Source organism: Acinetobacter sp. V115_6 (assembly GCF_031799025.1).
Taxonomy (GTDB): domain Bacteria; phylum Pseudomonadota; class Gammaproteobacteria; order Pseudomonadales; family Moraxellaceae; genus Acinetobacter; species Acinetobacter pittii.
Map to the genome: position 1 here is coordinate 1,694,407 of NZ_JAVQNO010000021.1, position 20,307 is coordinate 1,714,713.

17 protein-coding genes are annotated in these 20,307 nt (G+C 37.4%); 13 read left to right on the forward strand and 4 right to left on the reverse strand.

Going from position 1 to position 20,307, the window contains the following annotated elements; all coding sequences use genetic code 11:
- Positions 1–40 precede the first annotated feature (40 nt).
- Both RMA94_RS16415 and mnmG read right to left on the reverse strand, forming a co-directional pair.
- Positions 41–2,230, reverse strand: coding sequence for a TonB-dependent siderophore receptor (locus tag RMA94_RS16415; RefSeq protein WP_119685941.1), 2,190 nt, complete (start codon positions 2,228–2,230; stop codon positions 41–43).
- Positions 2,231–3,000: 770 nt separating this feature from the next.
- The gene (mnmG, locus tag RMA94_RS16420) at positions 3,001–4,881 is read right to left on the reverse strand and encodes a tRNA uridine-5-carboxymethylaminomethyl(34) synthesis enzyme MnmG (RefSeq protein WP_311083776.1); all 1,881 of its coding nucleotides are present in this window, start codon (positions 4,879–4,881) and stop codon (positions 3,001–3,003) included.
- A gap of 232 nt (positions 4,882–5,113) precedes the next feature.
- Here mnmG and RMA94_RS16425 point away from each other — a divergent pair, with 232 nt between their 5' ends.
- From RMA94_RS16425 to RMA94_RS16475, 11 genes are all read left to right on the forward strand, one after another.
- Complete coding sequence (locus RMA94_RS16425) at positions 5,114–5,344, forward strand: hypothetical protein (RefSeq protein ID WP_060464676.1); 231 nt, start codon at positions 5,114–5,116, stop codon at positions 5,342–5,344.
- A gap of 154 nt (positions 5,345–5,498) precedes the next feature.
- Positions 5,499–6,404, forward strand: coding sequence for a 50S ribosomal protein L11 methyltransferase (prmA, locus tag RMA94_RS16430; protein WP_002119634.1), 906 nt, complete (start codon positions 5,499–5,501; stop codon positions 6,402–6,404).
- 12 nt (positions 6,405–6,416) lie between these two features.
- A complete protein-coding gene (locus RMA94_RS16435; protein ID WP_206232065.1) occupies positions 6,417–7,262 on the forward strand; it encodes a zinc-ribbon and DUF3426 domain-containing protein in 846 nt (281 codons plus the stop codon).
- A 376-nt stretch (positions 7,263–7,638) separates the two neighbouring features.
- Positions 7,639–7,908, forward strand: a complete 270-nt coding sequence (fis, locus tag RMA94_RS16440) for a DNA-binding transcriptional regulator Fis (RefSeq protein ID WP_001086304.1) — start codon at positions 7,639–7,641, stop codon at positions 7,906–7,908.
- Between the two features lie 85 nt (positions 7,909–7,993).
- Entirely contained in the window at positions 7,994–9,568 is a 1,575-nt protein-coding gene (purH, locus tag RMA94_RS16445) for a bifunctional phosphoribosylaminoimidazolecarboxamide formyltransferase/IMP cyclohydrolase (protein WP_311083777.1), read from the forward strand.
- A 123-nt stretch (positions 9,569–9,691) separates the two neighbouring features.
- Positions 9,692–10,978 carry a phosphoribosylamine--glycine ligase gene (purD, locus tag RMA94_RS16450; RefSeq protein ID WP_002119643.1) on the forward strand — a complete coding sequence of 429 codons (1,287 nt, stop codon included), beginning with the start codon at positions 9,692–9,694 and terminating at the stop codon, positions 10,976–10,978.
- 487 nt (positions 10,979–11,465) lie between these two features.
- A complete protein-coding gene (locus tag RMA94_RS16455) occupies positions 11,466–12,338 on the forward strand; it encodes a MetQ/NlpA family ABC transporter substrate-binding protein (protein ID WP_002119639.1) in 873 nt (290 codons plus the stop codon).
- A gap of 75 nt (positions 12,339–12,413) precedes the next feature.
- A complete protein-coding gene (locus RMA94_RS16460) occupies positions 12,414–13,439 on the forward strand; it encodes a methionine ABC transporter ATP-binding protein (protein WP_002119636.1) in 1,026 nt (341 codons plus the stop codon).
- Positions 13,436–14,131 carry a methionine ABC transporter permease gene (locus tag RMA94_RS16465; protein WP_311083778.1) on the forward strand — a complete coding sequence of 232 codons (696 nt, stop codon included), beginning with the start codon at positions 13,436–13,438 and terminating at the stop codon, positions 14,129–14,131. Before RMA94_RS16460 ends, RMA94_RS16465 begins: the two co-directional genes overlap by 4 nt.
- A 152-nt stretch (positions 14,132–14,283) precedes the next feature.
- Positions 14,284–15,015 carry a hydroxyacylglutathione hydrolase gene (gloB, locus tag RMA94_RS16470; protein ID WP_311083779.1) on the forward strand — a complete coding sequence of 244 codons (732 nt, stop codon included), beginning with the start codon at positions 14,284–14,286 and terminating at the stop codon, positions 15,013–15,015.
- Between the two features lie 361 nt (positions 15,016–15,376).
- Entirely contained in the window at positions 15,377–15,580 is a 204-nt protein-coding gene (locus RMA94_RS16475; protein ID WP_002119766.1) for a hypothetical protein, read from the forward strand.
- A gap of 159 nt (positions 15,581–15,739) precedes the next feature.
- Here the strand turns inward: RMA94_RS16475 and RMA94_RS16480 are convergent, their stop codons facing one another.
- A complete protein-coding gene (locus RMA94_RS16480) occupies positions 15,740–17,038 on the reverse strand; it encodes a dicarboxylate/amino acid:cation symporter (RefSeq protein ID WP_202724258.1) in 1,299 nt (432 codons plus the stop codon).
- A 446-nt stretch (positions 17,039–17,484) separates the two neighbouring features.
- On the reverse strand, positions 17,485–18,057 hold the full coding sequence (locus tag RMA94_RS16485) for a TetR/AcrR family transcriptional regulator (protein ID WP_151302433.1): 573 nt from the start codon (positions 18,055–18,057) through the stop codon (positions 17,485–17,487).
- A gap of 134 nt (positions 18,058–18,191) precedes the next feature.
- Here RMA94_RS16485 and RMA94_RS16490 point away from each other — a divergent pair, with 134 nt between their 5' ends.
- Positions 18,192–19,394: an MFS transporter gene (locus RMA94_RS16490; protein ID WP_311083780.1), complete on the forward strand. Its 1,203-nt coding sequence runs from the start codon at positions 18,192–18,194 to the stop codon at positions 19,392–19,394.
- 225 nt (positions 19,395–19,619) lie between these two features.
- Positions 19,620–20,273, forward strand: a complete 654-nt coding sequence (locus RMA94_RS16495; RefSeq protein WP_202724260.1) for a glutathione S-transferase family protein — start codon at positions 19,620–19,622, stop codon at positions 20,271–20,273.
- Positions 20,274–20,307 lie beyond the last annotated feature (34 nt).

Genomic DNA, 20,307 nt, shown 5'->3' on the forward strand with positions numbered 1-20,307 from the left:
TGAAAAAGCTAGCTAGAACATATAGCTAGCTTTTATAAGTTTAGAATGAATACTTCAAGGATGCATAATAAGCACGCCCTGGTTCATTATAAGTTTGATTTATAGACGTATCGCGCAACTTCTGCTCATCAAACAAGTTGCTAATACCAAGACGACCGCTTAGATTTTGATTAAATTTATAACCAAAATTAATACCAGCAATACTGTAACTTTTAATTGTCTCCCGATTCAGCGAAGCATTACGAGTTTCTTCATATTGCATTGGCTTTTGACGACCATATTGGGTATATACGAAATTGACATCCAAAGCATCGGTAATGTCATAGTTAAGAATAGAATTAATAGTGTAGCTCGGTACAATCGATAATGGATTCCCAGTTTCTTTATTAATTGAGTCTTTCATCCAAGTAAAGTTGTTTGTCCAACGAATATTCCCCCAATCTAGACCAATACTTCCTTCAAGACCTTGTACCAATGCTTTAGGAATATTTGTCCATTGTAGAAGTCGATATGTTGACCCCCCAACTTCAACAGAATCTAATACGGATGTACCTGAGGTAATCTTATCTTTATAGTCGTTACGGAACCATGCCAAGCTAGCATTGACAATATCTTTCTCAAACTGGATTCCCAACTCTTTATTAATAGATGTTTCAGGTTTTAGATCAGGGTTACCTAATAAATAGCAACTGCCGCTATCTACAGATATAGGGCAACCATTTCCTCGGGTAAATAATAAATATCCTTCAGCTGTTTGATATAAGTTTGGAGTTTTGTATGCCTTTGCAATACCACCTTTTAAAGTGAAATATTCACCAAGCTTTTGAGTAAGGTTTAAGCTAGGGCTCCAGTTACTGCCAGATTTACTATGATCATCAAAACGTACCGCCAATACCGCATTGGTACTATCAGTCAGCTGTACATTGTCTTCAACATATGCCGAAGCAATCCGCGAATTCATCTTTGTGCGGTCTGCTGGTAAATTAATAATACCTGATGCATCGGTTTGTGTAGTATTAGCCGAATCGGTAAAATCGTCTTCAACCCACTCAGCACCAACAGTTAGATTTTGTGGGCGCCAAACTTCAAAAGGAATATTTGCCTCAGCATTAAAACGTAATGTTTCCAGAAGTGAAGTTGAACGATCAGTACTGTTAATACGCCCTTCTGGTCCACCCGCAAGCCCCTCTGTCAAACGCTTGTTTTTCGTTTGATCATACGAAGCTACAAATTTACTTTTACCCCAAGTCCAATCCCCTTCATGCGTTAATGCATAACTATCACGGTACATCGTGTTGGTTTCGGTACCTAATAGTGAATTTAATAAAGCATTCGCTTCAGGATCTGTTGCATCAACATTACTATTTTGAGTATCACCTGTATATTCATTACCTTGGCGACTTGATGCGACATCTAATAAAACGGTTTGCTGATCTGTCATCTGCCACGCTAAACGTGCATTAATATCTTTGTTTTCTACTCCTTCACGCGCCCCTGCTCGAGTACCGCTTTCAGTTACAGGATTAATATCGGGATCATCCGAATCAGTTTTGTTGAAATTTCCATATACGCGATAGGACAAAACATCTTTAATGATTGGGCCACTAAGTGTTGCACTCACGCGGCTACTGCTACCTTCTTTGCTGTCTTCTGGTTGATTGGTATATACCTCGACTGAGCCATGTGTTTCATTGGTGACTTTTTTGGTAATAATGTTAACCACACCGCCCATTGCGCCATTTCCATAACGAGCAGCAGCAGGGCCACGTAAAACTTCTATCGATTCAATCGCATCGGCAGGTACCCAATTAGAATCACCACGAGTATCACGCTCTCCACGCCAACCGTAACGTACTGAATTACGTGAAGTCGCGGGTTTACCATCAATTAAAATGAGTGTGTTTTCTGGCCCCATTCCACGAATATCAATTTGACGATTGTTTCCACGTTGGCCTGTAGAACTGTTTCCAGTGAGATTAACACCTGGCATGCGACGTAAAATCTCAGATATATCATTTACAACAGGTGTTTTTTCTAAATCTTCAGAGGTGACTACTGACACACCTAAAGATTGCTTCACCTGTTCTTCAGCAGTTACGACAATGGTATTCAACTTGACAGTTTCCGTTTCTACTTCCTTGTCCGTTGCCTCTGCCGACTCAGCCATGGAGCACATACTAAATAAAATTGAAGCAGCTAAAACAGAACGTGGAATATTGAATGCGGACATACTATGCCTCCCCTCAGAGATTAATGATGAGTTGCAACTGCAAATAATGAGTTAACGCATAGTAACAAATAAAAAAATAAATACAAATAAAATCGATAATCGTTCTCATTTATTTTATTTAATTATTAAAATTCAATAGCTTAAGATATAAAAAATTATATTTTTAAAATCGAAACAAAAATAGCAAGCTTAATGATTTATGAGCCCGCTTCTTTTATCAATATTCCTGTTCTTAAATAAGAAAAAGAAAATCAGATATATTATTTAGGATTGTTGTTAATAACAGTTTCAGTAATATTAGACTTCACACTAATAGCACGTTTAACATATGCTTATTTTACTGTGTAAGTTTAATAATGCTTACTGATATGTTGATCACAATACTCGCACTGTTGATTACCCCTTCCACATATGTTGAAAGCTCAAACCGCAACCGCACCTTTGCCACTCTTCATAGGTGATTCATTCTTGATCATTCCAAATGTCTATCGATTTTGTCGCATACATTTTACTCATCCATAAGCATGGAAAAATGGATAAAAAATGAAGAAAATAATAATCATTACCAAATAAATAAAAATAATATTAATTTTCAAATATTTAATAATAAAATTTTTTTAACATTAATTATAAAAACTTAAAAATTTCACTTTAAATTATAATTTCGTCTTAATAATTCACATACTTTTACAATACAAATCACTGATTTTTACAAATTTTGACTCACAAAAAAGCCCAGTCTTAACTGGGCTTTTTGTACATTTAAATGATTAAGCTGTTTTCTTAATCATATTATTCTTACGAATTGTGATCATTACGAGTTGAACTGCAGCTGGTGTAACACCAGGAATACGACTTGCTTGAGCTAAAGTTTCTGGAAGAACAGTTTTTAACTTCTGTGTAATTTCACGTGATAAGCCTGACACTGCATCATAGTCAAAATCGGTAGGAATTTTAGTTTCTTCAAGACGCTTCAATTGAGCAACATCTTCATGCTGACGGTTAATGTAACCTTCATATTTCACAGCAATTTCAATTTGCTCACCCACTTGTTCTGAAACTTCAGAACCAGTAAGTTCAGCAATTTGACCAAAGGTAATATTAGGGCGCTTAAGCAAATCAATCGCGCTACATTCCTTACTCAAATCAGCACCCGTCATTTCAACGAATTTTTTACCCATAGGGTTATTTGGTGCTGCCCATAAATGTTGTAAACGAGAGGTTTCACGCTCAACCGCTTCCATTTTTTCGCAATAAGCAGCCCAACGAACATCATCAACCAAACCAAGTTCACGACCAATAGAAGTCAAGCGCTGATCCGCATTATCTTCACGCAACATCAAACGATATTCAGCGCGTGAGGTAAACATACGGTACGGTTCTTTAGTACCTAACGTGATGAGGTCATCAACTAGCACACCCATGTAAGCTTGGTCACGTTTAGGCGTCCATTCTTCTTGCTCCCACGCACGACGCGCAGCATTTAAACCTGCAAGTAAACCTTGGGCACCAGCTTCTTCGTAACCTGTTGTACCATTAATTTGACCAGCAAAGTACAAGCCATTAATCGCTTTAGTTTCAAGTGTAAATTTCAAAGCTTGCGGGTTGAAATAGTCATATTCAATTGCATAGCCTGGACGTAAGATATAGGCATTTTCCATACCACGGATTGAACGTACAAGCTCGAACTGAACATCAAACGGTAAAGAAGTTGAAATACCGTTTGGATAAAGCTCGTGTGTATCTAGACCTTCTGGCTCTAAGAATACTTGATGTGAGTCTTTATCAGCGAAACGATGAATTTTATCTTCGATTGATGGACAGTAACGCGGACCTACACCTTCAATAACACCAGTGTACATTGGTGAGCGATCTAAACCACCACGAATGATATCGTGGGTTTTTTCATTTGTATGAGTGATATAACAGTTTACTTGCTCAGGGTGCATAGAAGCATCACCCATGAATGACATCACTGGAGATGGGAAATCACCCGGTTGCGGAATCATGACTGAAAAATCAACTGAACGTGCATCAATACGTGGCGGAGTACCAGTTTTTAAACGTCCTACTGGTAATTTTAATTCACGTAAACGCTGAGCAAGTGCAATAGAAGGAGGATCTCCCGCACGGCCACCGCTTGATTTTTCTAAACCAACGTGGATTACACCACCCAAGAATGTACCTGTAGTCAATACAACAGTTTTAGCATCAAAGCGAATACCCATTTGGGTAACAACACCTTTAACGGTATCGCCTTCAACAATCAGGTCATCAGCTGCTTGCTGGAAAATGTCAAGATTTGCTTGATTTTCCAAAGTATCACGGATAGCAGCTTTATAACGCACGCGGTCAGCTTGAGCACGTGTTGCACGCACAGCTGCACCTTTACGCGAATTTAAAATGCGGAACTGAATACCACCTTTATCAGCAGCCAGAGCCATTGCACCGCCAAGTGCATCAATTTCACGGACTAGGTGAGACTTACCAATACCACCAATTGCTGGGTTACAACTCATTTGGCCCAAAGTCTCAATGTTATGGGTCAAAAGCAAAGTCTGTCGTCCCATACGCGCAGCAGCAAGGGCCGCTTCCGTACCTGCGTGACCGCCACCGATAACGATAACATCATAAACTTTAGGATAGTGCATGAGTACAAAAACACCAGAAAAAAAAGACGGAACATTATAGCAAAATTATCTGCTTATTGATGTACATAATTACAAAATTGTCTTCACATAATTTACGCTATGCCACATGATTTGACATTTTGTTTCATGAATTCAATACAAAGTGAATGTTTTTAAAATTAATTCATCTTAGAATAAAAAATGTACAGCACTTCTATGACTTTAAAATTAACGCAAAGAGAAGGAATACAAAATGAAAACGACCATGTTAAAAATCTTAACTGCATCTCTAATTTGTTTTTCAGGCGTAACTTTTACCCATGCTGCTGACACGAGCAAAGCCGAAACGCAAAAACAAATTCGAGTCTGTGCAAAAAAACAGCAAGGTGAATGGGTTTCTTACAATCACAACGGTGTAATTTTTAACGGTACTTGCCAACCAAACGAAAATGGCAAGTTACAATTTAAGGCCCCTGCTCCTTAATCTGTTTTAACATAGGTATAGAAGAAGTCATTTATTTTCCGCTATATCTCATCAGTATTTTCAAAGACGGTCCATTAAAGATGGGCCGCTTTCTTTTTTAAAATGGTCTAGTCCGCTACAATACGCCTTTAAATAAAATTTTTAGGTCCTTTTCGTGAAGTGGTTACAAATACACATTACCGTTGATCAAGAACAAGTTGAGTTCACAGAAACACTTTTAATGTCTCTAGGTGCGGTAAGCGTAACGCTGGATGATGCTGAAGATCAGGCTTTACTTGAACCATTACCGGGTGAAACACCTTTATGGAACAAAGTTATTGTGACAGGCATCTATCAACAAGACGAACAAGACCCAATTGATGTCGACACTTTAGAAGCTTTCTTAAAAGCTCAACTTCCAGATGTTCCTATGCGTCATGAAGAACTTGAAGATCAAGTGTGGGAACGCGCGTGGATGGATTACTATGAGCCAATTCAGATTGGGGAAAAGTTCTGGATCGTGCCAGAATGGCTAGAGCCTCCAGAAGCGGACGCAACTAACATTAAGTTAGATCCAGGTCTCGCATTTGGTACAGGTAACCACGCAAGTACTTTCCTATGCTTACAATGGCTGGGTAAAACTGACGTTAAAGATAAAATCGTGATTGATTATGGCTGTGGTTCAGGCATTTTAGGCGTAGCAGCTTTATTATTAGGCGCTAAAAAAGTATACGCTACCGATATTGATCCTCAGGCTGTTTTAGCAACGAAACAAAATGCAGAGCTTAATGGTGTATTAGATCGACTATATGTAGGTCTTCCTGAAGAGTTTGATCAAGAATTCAAACCTAAACAAGCCGATGTTTTAGTTGCAAACATTTTAGCAGGCCCTTTAATGATGCTTGCGCCTGAATTTGCAAATTTAATTAAATCTGAGGGCGAGTTCGCACTTGCTGGTGTGATTGAAGAGCAAGTTGCTGATGTTTCACGTGTTTATTCTGAATTTTTTGATATATTAGATGTCGAAAAGCGCGAAGAAAACTGGTGTCGCATTTCAGGAAAACGTAAAACAATAAATTGAGATTTGTAACTCATGAATGAAAAACAAACCCGCTGCCCTAAGTGTTTAACAGTTTATAAAGTATCTCTTACTCAATTGACTGTCGCTCAGGGTATGGTTTGTTGCCCTAAATGTAATTCAAGCTTTAATGCCTTAACCCATCTAATCAATATTGAACAGCCAGTTATGGTCAACTCAACGACGTTAGCCAACGGTTCAATGCAGACAAGATATATGACGCATTCTCACGTATTAGATATCTTTGATCAAAAAGTAGAAAACTCTAATATTGATCTTTTAACTTACCTCAACAACTTAAATTACTTTCACAATGAACCTATTAATGCTCTACCAAACCTTAATTTAGCTGAGCAGGCATCCCCACAAGAACAAGACAACAATAAAAAGCATAGTTGGTTGTACTATACGCTCTGGAGCTCTGCCAACCTTATTTTAATTTTAGTCTTTACTTTTCAAATCCTCTGGTTTAACCCTAAGCTCATGCATGCAAGCCCAACCGTTAGCCATGCATTTAATTACGTTTGCCAAATACTACACTGCAACAAATCAGCAGAACTTTATCAACTTATCTATATAGAAAAGTTAAAAGTCCGCAAGATTGATGCAAACCATACCCAGTTCTCAGGCATATTGCTCAACCAGAATGATAAAAGTATTGAGCTTCCTAATCTAAAGTTGATTTTTACAACAGAGCCAGACAAAACAGAGGAAATCATATTAACTCCTCAACAATATCTAGTTGAAAACTTACGGGGTATTCAACGCATTCCATCAAATACCCCTTTCCGATTCGAATTTGAGCTAAACAAAAGCAAAAAAAGGCTAGTAAATTATCGATTAGAAATTGTCCACCCCTAAAATGTAAAAAAAGTGAAAAAAAAATAAAAAAAAATGCAGTTAATTTGCTCACTTTTTCCTAGACAATGGTATGATACGCGCCACGAAAGCTTTGACTCATATACTCCTCGCTCTCAATCCAAAAAAAATACTGTTAAGCATGTGTGCTTTTCTACTTTAAGCGCATAGCCTAACTTTTTTTGTTTTTGAGGGGGCTGTAACAAATATTTAATTATTGTTACGCTTATTTTTTATTCAATACGAAGAAATATGGCAAGCTAATTGTTCTTATGTTTTAGAGTCACTGTTTTAGGATCTAAAACAGGACTCCGTATTTTTAGACCACATTTATATACTACTTTACCCAAGCTAGTATTTGATTTTCGGATTAACTCGCATGAATAGCAAATCTCCTATTTTTACTGCACAATCTGATGTTGCTCTTCGCATCCACGTGGATCGCGCAGTTCGCCATTATTTTGCACAATTGCAAGGTGAGCAACCATCTCAGGTATATGACATGGTGCTAGCAGAAATGGAGAAACCTCTTTTATCTGTAGTTCTTGAATATACACGTGGTAATCAAACGCGTGCTGCAGAAATTCTTGGACTCAACCGTGGCACTTTACGTAAAAAGTTAAAAGCTCACGGTTTAATGAGTGAATAAATGATAAAATGCTCACGACGTCGTGGGCATTTTTTTATGCTTATTGGTTTTAATCCGTAGACTTGAAATTGTTGAATTAAACATCATGACTATTAAACGTGCTTTGATTTCTGTATCTGATAAGACAGGAATTGTCGAATTTGCTCAAAACCTTGCAGCTCTAGGGGTAGAACTATTATCTACAGGCGGCACATATAAGTTGCTTAAAGATAATAATATCGCGGTTGTAGAAGTATCTGAACATACCGGCTTCCCTGAAATGATGGATGGTCGTGTTAAGACATTACATCCAAAAATTCATGGCGGTATTCTTGCTCGTCGCGGTTTAGACGAAGCAGTTATGGAAGAACACAACATCGATCCGATTGATCTTGTTGTTGTAAACCTTTATCCATTTGCTGCAACTGTTGCAAAACCTGACTGTACTCTTCCTGATGCAATCGAAAATATCGACATCGGTGGTCCTACAATGGTTCGTGCAGCTGCTAAAAACCATGCTTCAGTAGGTATTGTAGTTAATGCTTCTGATTACGACACTGTAATTAATGAATTAAAAACTGCTGGTTCACTTTCTTATGAAACACGTTTTGATTTAGCAGTTAAAGCATTTGAACATACAGCTCAATACGATGGCATGATCGCTTCTTACTTAGGCGCTCGCGTTGGTAAGACCGAAGGTGAAGCTGACTTATTCCCTCGTACATTCAATACTCAATTGAACAAAGCACAAGATTTACGTTACGGTGAAAACCCACATCAATCGGCTGCTTTCTATGTCGAAGCTAATGCAAAAGAAGCATCAGTTTCTACTGCAAAACAGTTACAAGGCAAAGAATTGTCTTATAACAACATTGCAGATACAGATGCTGCACTTGAATGTGTTAAATCATTCGCAAAACCTGCTTGTGTCATCGTGAAACATGCTAATCCTTGTGGTGTTGCGGTTTCTTTAGACGGCATTAAAGCTGCTTATGATTTAGCTTATGCAACTGATCCAGAATCTGCTTTTGGCGGTATTATTGCATTCAACCGTGAATTAGACGTTGCAACTGCTCAAGCAATTGTAGAGCGTCAATTCGTTGAAGTAATTATTGCTCCAAGTATTGCTGATGGCGTACTTGAAGTAACTGGCGCTAAGAAAAATGTACGTGTTTTAGTATGTGGCGAGTTACCTGCTATTGATGCACGTGCACCGCAACTTGACTATAAACGCGTAAATGGTGGCTTACTTGTTCAAGATCAAGACTTGGGCATGATCACTAAAGGTGATCTTAAAGTAGTTACTAAGCGTGCGCCAACTGAACAAGAAATTGATGACCTCATCTTTGCTTGGAAAGTTGCGAAATATGTAAAATCAAACGCAATTGTTTATGCTAAAAACCGCCAAACTATTGGTGTAGGTGCAGGTCAAATGAGTCGCGTTAACTCGGCTCGTATTGCTGCCATTAAAGCTGAACATGCTGGTTTGGTTGTTGAAGGTGCTGTAATGGCTTCTGATGCATTCTTCCCGTTCCGTGACGGTATTGATAATGCTGCTAAAGCTGGCATTAAATGCATCATTCAACCAGGTGGTTCTATGCGTGATGAAGAAGTAATCGCTGCAGCAGACGAAGCTGGTATTGCAATGGTGTTCACTGGTATGCGCCATTTCCGCCACTAATTTAAATTTAGTCCTCCCTAACCCTCCTTTCATTCAGGAGGGTTTTCCACAATAATGGAGCTAAACTCCACCTTGAGGAATAGAGGGGGATGAAAAGGATTAAAGTTAAGGAACAAATTAAAAATGAATATTTTAGTTTTAGGTAGTGGTGGTCGTGAACATGCTTTGGCATGGAAAATCGCGCAAGATACCAAAGTTACTCAAGTTTTCGTTGCACCGGGAAATGCGGGAACTGCAACTGAAGACAAATGCGTTAATGTTCAGCTTGATATTTTAGACAATCCTGCAATTATCGCTTTTGCTAAAGAAAATAATGTTGAACTTATTATTGTTGGTCCAGAAGCACCTTTAGTGAATGGTGTGGTAGATGCTGCTCGCGAAGCAGGTCTAAAAATTTGGGGACCAACTCAATATGCTGCGCAGCTTGAAGGCTCAAAGGCATTTGCTAAACATTTTTTAAAGCGTCATAACATTCCAACTGCTTTTTACGAAGTATTTACGGAAGTTGATGCAGCTAAAGCTTATGTTGAAAAAAATGGTGCACCAATTGTAATTAAGGCAGACGGTCTTGCTGCTGGTAAAGGTGTAATCGTTGCAATGACCAACGAAGAAGCTTTTGCAGCAATTGATGACATGCTTGCAGGCAACAAATTCGGTGATGCTGGTTCACGTGTTGTAATTGAACAGTTCCTTGCAGGTGAAGAAGCTTCTTTCATTTGTATGATTGATGGTAAAAACATTTTACCAATGGCAACTTCACAAGATCACAAGCGTATTTTTGAAGGTGACCAAGGTCCTAATACTGGCGGTATGGGTGCTTACTCTCCTGCTCCGGTGGTAACTTCTGACATTTTCGAACGTGTTATGACTGAAATCATGCGTCCGACTGTTGAAGGTATGGCTGCTGACGGACATGTCTACACTGGTTTCTTATATGCTGGCTTAATGATTGATGAACAAGGTCAACCGCGTGTGATCGAGTTCAACTGTCGTTTCGGTGATCCTGAAACTCAGCCAATCATGATGCGCTTAAAGTCATCTCTTGTTGAATTGGTAGAAGCTGGTATTGCTGGCAATTTGCCAAAAGAAGCTGAATGGGATGAGCGTAAGTCAATCGGTATCGTACTTGCAGCCGAAGGCTATCCTGATAGCGTACGCAAAGGTGATGTAATTTCAGGTATTGGACAATCACCTGAAGATACTAAAATTTTCCACGCAGGCACTGCAACTCGTGAAGATGGTCACATCGTGACTTCTGGTGGTCGAGTTCTTTGTGTAACTGCGCTAGGCGACAGCGTGCTTGAAGCACAAATTAATGCACTTGAAGTATGCGGACAAGTAACCTTTACAGGTATGCAATATCGTAGTGACATTGGCTATCGCGCAATTGCACGAGAAAAAGCTGAGTAAAAAACTCTCAACTGATAAAAAGCCCTCTATTAAAGAGGGCTTTTTATATTTCATTCTTATTTATCAGAAAATTTTATATAAATCCCAGTTTTTATTCACTTCCAAACAATAAGATCGAAACATGTCCACTATATTGAATATGTTTTTATTGATATGATTAGATAAAGCGTTGGAACTTTCCACAAAGTTATTGTGCCTTTAAATATTGAGGCTCATCATCTAATTCTGTTAGGGATAATAGTTATTTTTAACATTGAATACTTTTAGAAATCGCTTAAAGACTGTCAACTCATGATAGAACTGTTGTGAAAATAGTTTTATTTAGTACAGATCAAAAACGGTAAAACAAGTATCTGAGGAATTAGAAAAGAGCTAAAAGCTATAACTTTTAGCATTCAAAACTTTGTGACGTGACAACAAAACTCATTTTCTTTTCTAGAGAGCCAGCTAAATAGTTGATATCTCTCTTAATCAGGACTTTTTTTACATGAAAAAGCTGATCAGTCTTTTTTTAAGCGTGTCTGTGCTATTACTTGCAGCTTGCGGGAAACAACAAAGTGAACCACAAGCTGGAAAGAGTGGTGATTCATCACAACTTCAAACTGTGGTTATTGCCTCAACTGGTTCTGACGCTGATATCTGGCGTTATATTTCGACTTTACCAGAAACTAAAGCTGCTGGTGTTAAGCTTGAGGTGAAAAATTTCACTGATTATGTTGCAATGAATACAGCTGTAGCAAATAAAGAAGTTGACTTAAATGCATTCCAATCTTATGCATATTTGGTGGCTTTCAATGCATCAAATAAAGATAAAATTGCTCCAGTTGCTACAACTTATCTTGAGCCAATGGGAATCTACTCAAGTAAACATAAAAAAGTAGAAGAATTCCAACAAGGTGCAAGCATTGCAATTCCTAATGATGCAGCGAATGAAGCTCGTGCATTATTGTTATTACAAAGTGCCGGCTTAATTAAACTTAAAGCTGACTTCGACCCTGCTAAAGGCACACCAAGCGATATTATCGATAACAGTAAAAAAATTGATATCAAACCAATCCAAATGGCGACAGCTGTACGCGTAAAAGATGAAGTTGATGCAATTGTTTTAGGTAATACATTAGCTTTAGAAGGTGGTTTAAACGTACTTAAAGATTCTATCTACTATGAACCTGTTGACCAAAGCACTAAACTGAATGTAAACATCCTTGCAACAGCTGAATCTCGCAAAGATGACCCAATTCTTCAGAAAGTTGGTCAGCTATACCACACTGAAGCTGTTAAAAAATACGTTGAACAACACTTTGGTGGTACAAAAGTTGACGTGAATCAGCCAATCAGCTACCTCACGGAAGCTAAATAGTAATATAATAGCTGCAACGCGAAACAGGCAAAGACTCTTTGCCTGTTTTTTCTTTTTAGCATAGTTTTTGACGACATGATTCAATTTAAAAACATTTCAAAGCACTATCAGCTTAAAGGCCAAACCATACGAGCTCTGGACCAAATTAATTTGGAAATTCCTGAAGGGAGTATTTTTGGTATTATTGGCTATAGTGGTGCAGGTAAAAGTACTTTAATCCGCCTGATTAACTTACTTGAACGACCAAATGAAGGTCAGGTTATCATTAATCAAAAGGACTTCACTGCTTTGGATGCGCGTTCATTACGTCAGGAACGTGCAAATATTGGTATGATTTTTCAGCACTTCAATTTGCTACAAACCAAAACGGTTGCTGAAAATATCGAAATGCCAATGCGTCTGCTGAATTACAATAAAGCAGAACGTGAAAAGCGCTTAAATGAGTTATTGGAGTTCATTGATCTTAAGCACAAAAAAGATGCTTATCCTGATGAACTTTCTGGCGGCCAAAAGCAACGTGTCGGTATTGCTCGTGCTTTGGCAAATCATCCAAAAATTCTTTTGTGTGATGAAGCAACCTCTGCCCTAGACCCGCAAACAACCAAGTCTGTTTTAGAGTTACTCAAGAAAATCAATCAAGAGCAAAAAATCACAATCGTTATGGTGACCCATGAAATGGATGTCATTGAAACTGTTTGTGATCATGTAGCTGTGATGGAAGCTGGTAAAGTCATTGAACAAGGTTCAACGATTGATATCTTTAGTAATCCTCAACATCCGACGACTAAAAACTTTATTCAAACTGTGTTACATCAACAGTTGCCTGTGAATATTTTAAATCAACTCGAAAATCAGCATCACCATAGCATCTACTGTTTACAGTTTTTGGGCCGTTCTGCTCAAGAACCTGTAATTCAGTCACTGATTAAACAATTTGATATTAGTTTAAATATCTTATTCGCTAACATGACTGAAATTAACGGTACTGTCATTGGTCAAATGTTTGTACAGCTTCTAGGTGAGCCACAGTTGATTAAACAGGCTATCGAGTTTTTAGAGAAAAATGAAGTAAGTGTAGTTCAATCAGGAGATCAAGTATGAGAGATTTAATCGTACAGTGGTTAACTGAACTTACTCAACCTTTCTGGCACAGTTCTCTTTCAATTGACCAGTTTGTAACAGCTCTACAAGAAACATTTCACATGGTGTTTTTTGCGCTTTTATTTGGTGGTATTTGGGGTTTCATTCAAGGGGTTATCTTGCTTGTAACTCGACCAGAAGGTATTTTGCCAAATAGATTCGTCTATCATTTACTCAACCCAATTGTAAATGCGTTACGCTCTCTCCCATTTATTATTTTACTTATTGCAGTGATTCCTCTTACCAAGTTATTGGTAGGCACTTCAATTGGTACATGGGCTGCGATTGTCCCTTTAACAATTTACGTTGGTCCATATATGGGACGTCTGATTGAAACTTCCCTACTCGAAGTAAATGAAGGAATTATTGAATCTGCTCAGGCGATGGGTGCTACACCTTGGCAAATTATTTACCGCTTTATTTTGCCAGAAGCACGCAGTTCACTCATTCTAAACCTCACAACAGCCACAATCAGTTTGATTGGTGCAACAGCAATGGCTGGTGCAGTGGGCGCAGGTGGTATTGGTGACTTAGCAATCTCTTATGGTTACCAACGTTTTGATACAAGCGTTGTAATTTTAACAGTAATTGTTCTATTGCTCTTAGTACAGGTTGTACAGACGCTAGGTAACTGGCTCTCTAAGATCCGTTAAATTACTCATATAAAAAGCTCCCTAAATGGGGGCTTTTTTGTTTTATATACATCATTTTCATAAAAAGGTTGAGTGAGTGGCTTACTACCATTTTCTGTTATTATCAAAAACAGTGATTACTTACTCTTTGGATTTGGTTTTAGGATAAAACAATGCGTTATAGAATTCATTTTATTGATGTACAGAATGCCCTCCAAAACTATATCTGGATTTTAGAAGATACTGAAACCCAAGAGGCTATTGCAGTTGACCCAACAGAAGCTGAACTTGTTACTCAATTTTGTCAAAATCATCAGCTCACTTTAAAACAAATCTGGCTCACTCATTGGCATAAAGATCATATCGGTGGTGTAGCGGATTTAACAGCTGCCCAAAATATTACTGTCTATGGTCCACGTGATGAGCTCACAAAGATTCCAGGAATTACTCATCCCTTACAACATGACGACCATCTAAAATTTAATGATTTAAAAGTAGAGATTATCGCGACTCCAGGTCACACCTTAGGACACATTGTGTATTTTATTGAGGAATTAGAAGCCGTATTCTGCGGTGACACTTTGTTTGCAATGGGATGTGGTCGATTATTTGAAGGTACGGCTGAACAAATGTATCACTCACTGAGCCGTTTAGCAGCCCTACCAACTCAAACTAAAGTTTATTGTACGCATGAATATACACTTTCAAATGCCGAATTTGCCTTAACGGTAGAGCCGCATAACCACGCCTTATCTGAACGAGCTGAAGAAGTTCGTGAGCTACGTAAACAAGGATCAATCACTCTTCCGAGTACGATTGAACTTGAATTAGCAACCAATCCTTTTCTTCGCGCAGAAAGTGCTGAAGACTTTGCTCATTTACGTACACTTAAAGATAATTTTTAAAGTTAAAGCTTCTCCTTTTAAGAGATACAGTTTCATTTTAAGAACTGTATCTTTTTGCATAGCGCACGTTGATCGTAATTATTTTTTACATTTACTTTCTTCATATTTATTCATCTTTTTAAAAATTCCCTCAAATTTATATTTTCTTAAAAACACATCAACAAACAATTCATTAAATAAAAAGTTTTTATTTTTTAGTTACATAACACCACCATATTTTTATAAAAATGAAAACTGTTCTTTCTCTATCTTACTTTTTTTACAAGTTGCAAAATAAAACAAAGATTTCCCCCTTTAAAAAATCTAATTAAAACCCTATTAATAAATAAGATGTAATGCCACGGATAGAAGGAGTTCTCACGTGAAAAAGGTTGTTAAAGCTAAAAATTTGATTGCGTTTCGTATTTGGTTAGAAAAGTTAGGGTATTCAGTTAAAAATCTTGCTGATGGAAAAGGTTTTACTTTTAGTTTTAAAAAAGAATATGGTTTAGTGACCTGTGATTTAGCAGGTAATTCATTAGCGATGCAATTAGGTGAAGAGTTTGAGGATCACTTAAAAGCATAATTTTTTACGACTCGATTTACAGTATTGTCTTTTTGAAAGATAAGTAATATTGCAGAACTTTAGAATGGTTTAATTAAAATATATTGTTAGACATTAAACGAAAAATCTGTAGTGGGGCTACTCTCACAAATTGCCCTCAGCTACAGATTTTTTATAAGATTATTCTGCTTTAGGATTCTTTAAAGCTTTATCTAAAAGATCTTTATCTAAAGCTTTATCCCATCGTGCTACAACAATTGTTGCGCAAGCATTACCAACTAAATTTGTTAATGCACGGCACTCTGACATAAAACGGTCAATACCAAGAATTAAAGCCATACCTGCTACAGGAACCGCCGGTACAACCGATAGAGTTGCAGCCAGAGTAATAAAGCCTGCACCAGTCACCCCTGCTGCACCTTTAGAACTTACCATTGCCACAAGAAGCAATGCAATTTGTTCACTAATTGATAAGTCAACATTACACGCTTGTGCGATGAATAGAGCCGCCATAGTCATGTAGATATTTGTACCATCGAGGTTAAATGAATAACCTGTCGGAATCACCAAACCTACCACCGATTTTTCACAACCTGCTTTTTGCATTTTATCCATTAAAGATGGTAAAGCTGCTTCAGAAGAACTTGTTCCTAAAACTAACCAAAGTTCATCTTTGATATAACGGATTAAATGAATAATTGAGAAGCCATTGTAACGGGCTACGGCTCCTAAAATCACTATGACAAACAATACCGCTGTAATATAGAACGTCATAATTAATAGTAATAAATTACCAATTGACTCGATTCCATACGCACCGATGGTAAAAGCCATTGCACCAAAAGCACCGATTGGAGCAAGCTTCATTAACATACCAACAAGGTAAAAAACTGGAGCTGTTAAGTTATTTAAGAAGTCGGTAATTGGACGTGCACGGTCACCCAATGCAGCCAAAGAAATACCAAATAACACCGCTACAAATAACACCTGTAAAATCTCGCCACCAGCCAGAGGACTGACCAATGTTTGCGGGATAATATTCATGAAGAAGTCGGTAATATTTGTTGCATGCGCCTTTTCAACATAAGTATTTACTTTGTCGTTGACTAAGGTAGCTGGATCAATGTTAAGGCCTTTACCCGGTTGGATAATATTTGCCACAATCATACCAACCACAAGTGCCAAGCTTGAGAAGGTAAGGAAATAAAGCATAGCTTTACCAGTTACACGGCCGACTCGGCTCATGTTTGTCATACTGGCAATGCCTGTAACAACAGTTAAAAAGATGACGGGAGCGATAATCATTTTAACGATCTTGATGAATGCATCACCAAGTGGTTTTAAACTTTCGCCAAGTTCTGGGTAAAAATGACCAATTAAAATGCCCAAAATAATTGCAAAAATGACCTGTACATACAAAATTTGGTGAAATTTCTGTTTTTTCTGTACTGCTTCTTGGTCAAGGGTATTGAAATCCATTATCTAAATACCTTTTCGATGGGGATAAAAAAATAAAATATAAAGCAAGCACCACAAGCTGCTTTAACAAGGAAAAGCCATTGTAAAGAATAAAAAACACCCTGTGTCATAAATTTAAAAAATGTTAAATTCAAAAATCATGCGTTAAATTGTATAGAATACTTTTTATTTTTAAGCTTTAAATATCTTAAAAATAGTTAATTTTTTAAGTAAGTTATTATTTATATTAAAATTTTACACCATAAATAGTAATAAAACCCACCATGCATACTCTTTTATCCACCTCAAGCCAACCATTTATTAAATAAATGATTTTATATAAAACATATAAATTATGAATTATGAAAATTTATTTTAAAAATAATAAGAAAAACTGATATATAATTTCTTAATGAGAAAACGCGTCTATTTCTTGTTAAATATTTAAACTAATAGGCCGCTATAAATTAATTAAAATTGGAATGAGTCTTAAATAACCGCTCTAATAAAATATGGACATAGTCTAAGCATAAGGTGCGGTCAGTGAATAAGATTCTAAACAACATTGGAGCAATGACTGCTTCGATAATTTCTTGATTCGATATGGTTGGTTCATGACGTAGTCTTGCTCGAGCTTGAATAATATCGAGTTGCTGAATAATTAAGGTTTCGCATTGTCGGGCATTTGAAGATTCTGCTGCATATAACACATCACGTAGTAAGACCTGTCCCACTTCAGAAGAATACTCTTCAAAATACTGTTCGACCCATGCGGTAACATCAAGTTGAAATGAACCTAAATCTTTTGGCTCCATTTCGGGTTTGAGTTCATTTAGAGCAACATCTGAAAATAACTGATTAATGTCTCCCCAACGGCGATAAATTGTTGAAGGCGTTACTCCTGCCTCATGAGCGATCATAGGTATGGTGATTTGGCTTTGCTCCAATGTTTTTTGAAGCTCTTTGACTGCTTGATGTACCGCAGTTTGGATTCTTTCACTACGGCCGCCCGGTCGTAACCCAGTAACAACTTTTGCCATTAATCAGCTCTACTTCAATAAAAAACAATTAAAATATTATTTGTATATACAAAATACACTAAAGCTAAGGATTTGCTTTAGTGTAAAAATAATGTATAAAAGCTAAATATTCGCTTTTATGTTATTCATCTTATATGAACAATTCAAGTTCGAAACGGTCTAGATCTGTTTTTCAGTTAGATTCAAGAGTTGCGTTGACCTTAAACACGATCACGCTCATGACATTTATGGCCGCGTCCAGCTCACCGACTCCTCTATATCGCTTGTATCAGCAAGCATGGCAATTTTCGCCTGTTACATTAACCTTAATTTTTGCGACCTACGCGTTTACCTTACTTGCCTCTTTACTCATTATTGGCTCCTTATCTGATTATATTGGACGTCGACCTGTCATTCTTTCAGCGATTTTTCTGCAAATTGTTTCAATGAGCTTTTTCCTTTTTGCCTCAGATGTTTCTATGCTATTTATTGCTCGTGGGCTGCAAGGCATCGCGACTGGACTTGCTGTTTCTGCCATAGGAGCCGCAATTTTAGATTTCAGCAAACATCAGGGCTCCTTGATTAATAGTATTGCTCCAATGGTCGGTATGGCAGCTGGCATCTTTATTACATGTACTATTTTGCAATTTTCATCACAACCTTTGCAGCTCGTTTTTGAGCTTTTATGTGTTCTCTTTGCATTTCAACTCATTTTAAGTTTCTTTAATCCTGAAACTGCACAAAAAAGATCGGGTGCACTTGCTTCTTTAAAACCCAACATGGCTATTCCTCCTCAAGCGAGAAGTGCTTTATTAAGCATTAGCCCTATTAACATTGCACTTTGGATGGTCAGTGGTTTTTTCTTATCACTTATGCCCTCTTTACTCGCAAAGATTTTTCAAACCTCTTCTGCATGGTTAAACGGGATTATGTTTATGTCGCTTGCACTTTCAGGTGCAGCAGGTATTTTAACGCTAAGAAAATCTACAAATTTTCGTATTTTGCTCACGGGTACCTTATCCATCATTATTGGAGCAACCGTTTTATTTTTAGCGATTAATTTTACAAGTGCAGTGATTTTATTTTTAGGCTCTATTATTACTGGAGTGGGTTTTGGTACCGCTTTTATGGGAGCAATTCGCACAGTCATGCCGCTTGCGTTACCAGAAGAACGTGCAGGTCTTATGGCCGCATTCTTTGTTGAAAGCTATTTGGCTTTTAGTATTCCGGCAATTCTTGCAGGTTATTTTGTGGGTAAAATTGGACTTATGAACAGTGCTAATATTTATATGAGTTTAATTATTGGCCTTGCTCTGATTGCCCTTGTAATGATTTTTAAAAATATTAAAAGCAAATAATGAGTTGTTAAAAAGTCAGCCTCAAATGAAGCTGACTTAAACAATTAAAAACAAATAATACTTAAATAAATAATTTAGCTTCTGATTGCTACATTTATATCTATTCAACTTCGTTAGACTATTTTTAATATCAAGATTCACTCGCAAGATAAATTTAGCTGAAAAATAAGTAAAAGGCTCAAAAGTACGTTTGAGTTATCATTATAAAATATAAGGAAATTTATTATGAATAATTTCATTTTGACAACTTTTGATTGGGTTCCAGAATTACCACGAGGTTTTGTAAGAGATATAAGGATAAGATGGGCATTAGAAGAGGCAAAAATGCCCTATAAAATAAATAGCGTATCTTTTTATGAGCGAGGAGCTGATCATTTTGCTCACCAACCTTTTGGGCAAGTTCCTTGGTTAACAGATGGTGATATTTCAATTTTTGAAAGTGGCGCTATCTTATTTTATTTGGGTGAACGTAGTCGTGTACTTTTACCTACAGATCCGAAACAGCGTAATGAAGTTATAGAGTGGTTATTTGCAGCACTTAATTCAGTAGAAATGGCGAGTCTTCCTTGGGCTTTATTAAGATTTTCTAATGCTCAGAGAGATACTCCCGCACACAAACAATTTGATGCCTTTCTTCAGTCTCGCCTTCAACATATGGAGTCATTTCTTGCAGAACGCGAATGGCTAGCTCAGTCATTTTCTATTGCCGATATTGTTATGGCTGACGTATTACGTTTGGTGAATAAATTTGATGGGTTGACAGAATTTCCCCATTGTCTCGCATATGTTCAGAGAGCGACTATACGTCCTTCTTTTCAAAAAGCATATGCTGACCAAATGGCTCATTTTGCAGCGGCAGATGCCAAGAAGAATGCTTAAACATGTCATTTAAGCATTCTACATTTATTAAGCT

What these genes read in the sequence shown, in the direction of transcription:
- RMA94_RS16415 (WP_119685941.1), bottom strand. Translation starts at nt 2,230, where the DNA reads ATGTCCGCATTCAATATTCCACGTTCTGTTTTAGCTGCTTCAATTTTA.
- mnmG (WP_311083776.1), bottom strand. Translation starts at nt 4,881, where the DNA reads ATGCACTATCCTAAAGTTTATGATGTTATCGTTATCGGTGGCGGTCAC.
- RMA94_RS16425 (WP_060464676.1), top strand. Translation starts at nt 5,114, where the DNA reads ATGAAAACGACCATGTTAAAAATCTTAACTGCATCTCTAATTTGTTTT.
- RMA94_RS16435 (WP_206232065.1), top strand. Translation starts at nt 6,417, where the DNA reads ATGAATGAAAAACAAACCCGCTGCCCTAAGTGTTTAACAGTTTATAAA.
- fis (WP_001086304.1), top strand. Translation starts at nt 7,639, where the DNA reads ATGAATAGCAAATCTCCTATTTTTACTGCACAATCTGATGTTGCTCTT.
- purH (WP_311083777.1), top strand. Translation starts at nt 7,994, where the DNA reads ATGACTATTAAACGTGCTTTGATTTCTGTATCTGATAAGACAGGAATT.
- purD (WP_002119643.1), top strand. Translation starts at nt 9,692, where the DNA reads ATGAATATTTTAGTTTTAGGTAGTGGTGGTCGTGAACATGCTTTGGCA.
- RMA94_RS16455 (WP_002119639.1), top strand. Translation starts at nt 11,466, where the DNA reads ATGAAAAAGCTGATCAGTCTTTTTTTAAGCGTGTCTGTGCTATTACTT.
- RMA94_RS16460 (WP_002119636.1), top strand. Translation starts at nt 12,414, where the DNA reads ATGATTCAATTTAAAAACATTTCAAAGCACTATCAGCTTAAAGGCCAA.
- RMA94_RS16465 (WP_311083778.1), top strand. Translation starts at nt 13,436, where the DNA reads ATGAGAGATTTAATCGTACAGTGGTTAACTGAACTTACTCAACCTTTC.
- gloB (WP_311083779.1), top strand. Translation starts at nt 14,284, where the DNA reads ATGCGTTATAGAATTCATTTTATTGATGTACAGAATGCCCTCCAAAAC.
- RMA94_RS16480 (WP_202724258.1), bottom strand. Translation starts at nt 17,038, where the DNA reads ATGGATTTCAATACCCTTGACCAAGAAGCAGTACAGAAAAAACAGAAA.
- RMA94_RS16485 (WP_151302433.1), bottom strand. Translation starts at nt 18,057, where the DNA reads ATGGCAAAAGTTGTTACTGGGTTACGACCGGGCGGCCGTAGTGAAAGA.
- RMA94_RS16490 (WP_311083780.1), top strand. Translation starts at nt 18,192, where the DNA reads ATGAACAATTCAAGTTCGAAACGGTCTAGATCTGTTTTTCAGTTAGAT.
- RMA94_RS16495 (WP_202724260.1), top strand. Translation starts at nt 19,620, where the DNA reads ATGAATAATTTCATTTTGACAACTTTTGATTGGGTTCCAGAATTACCA.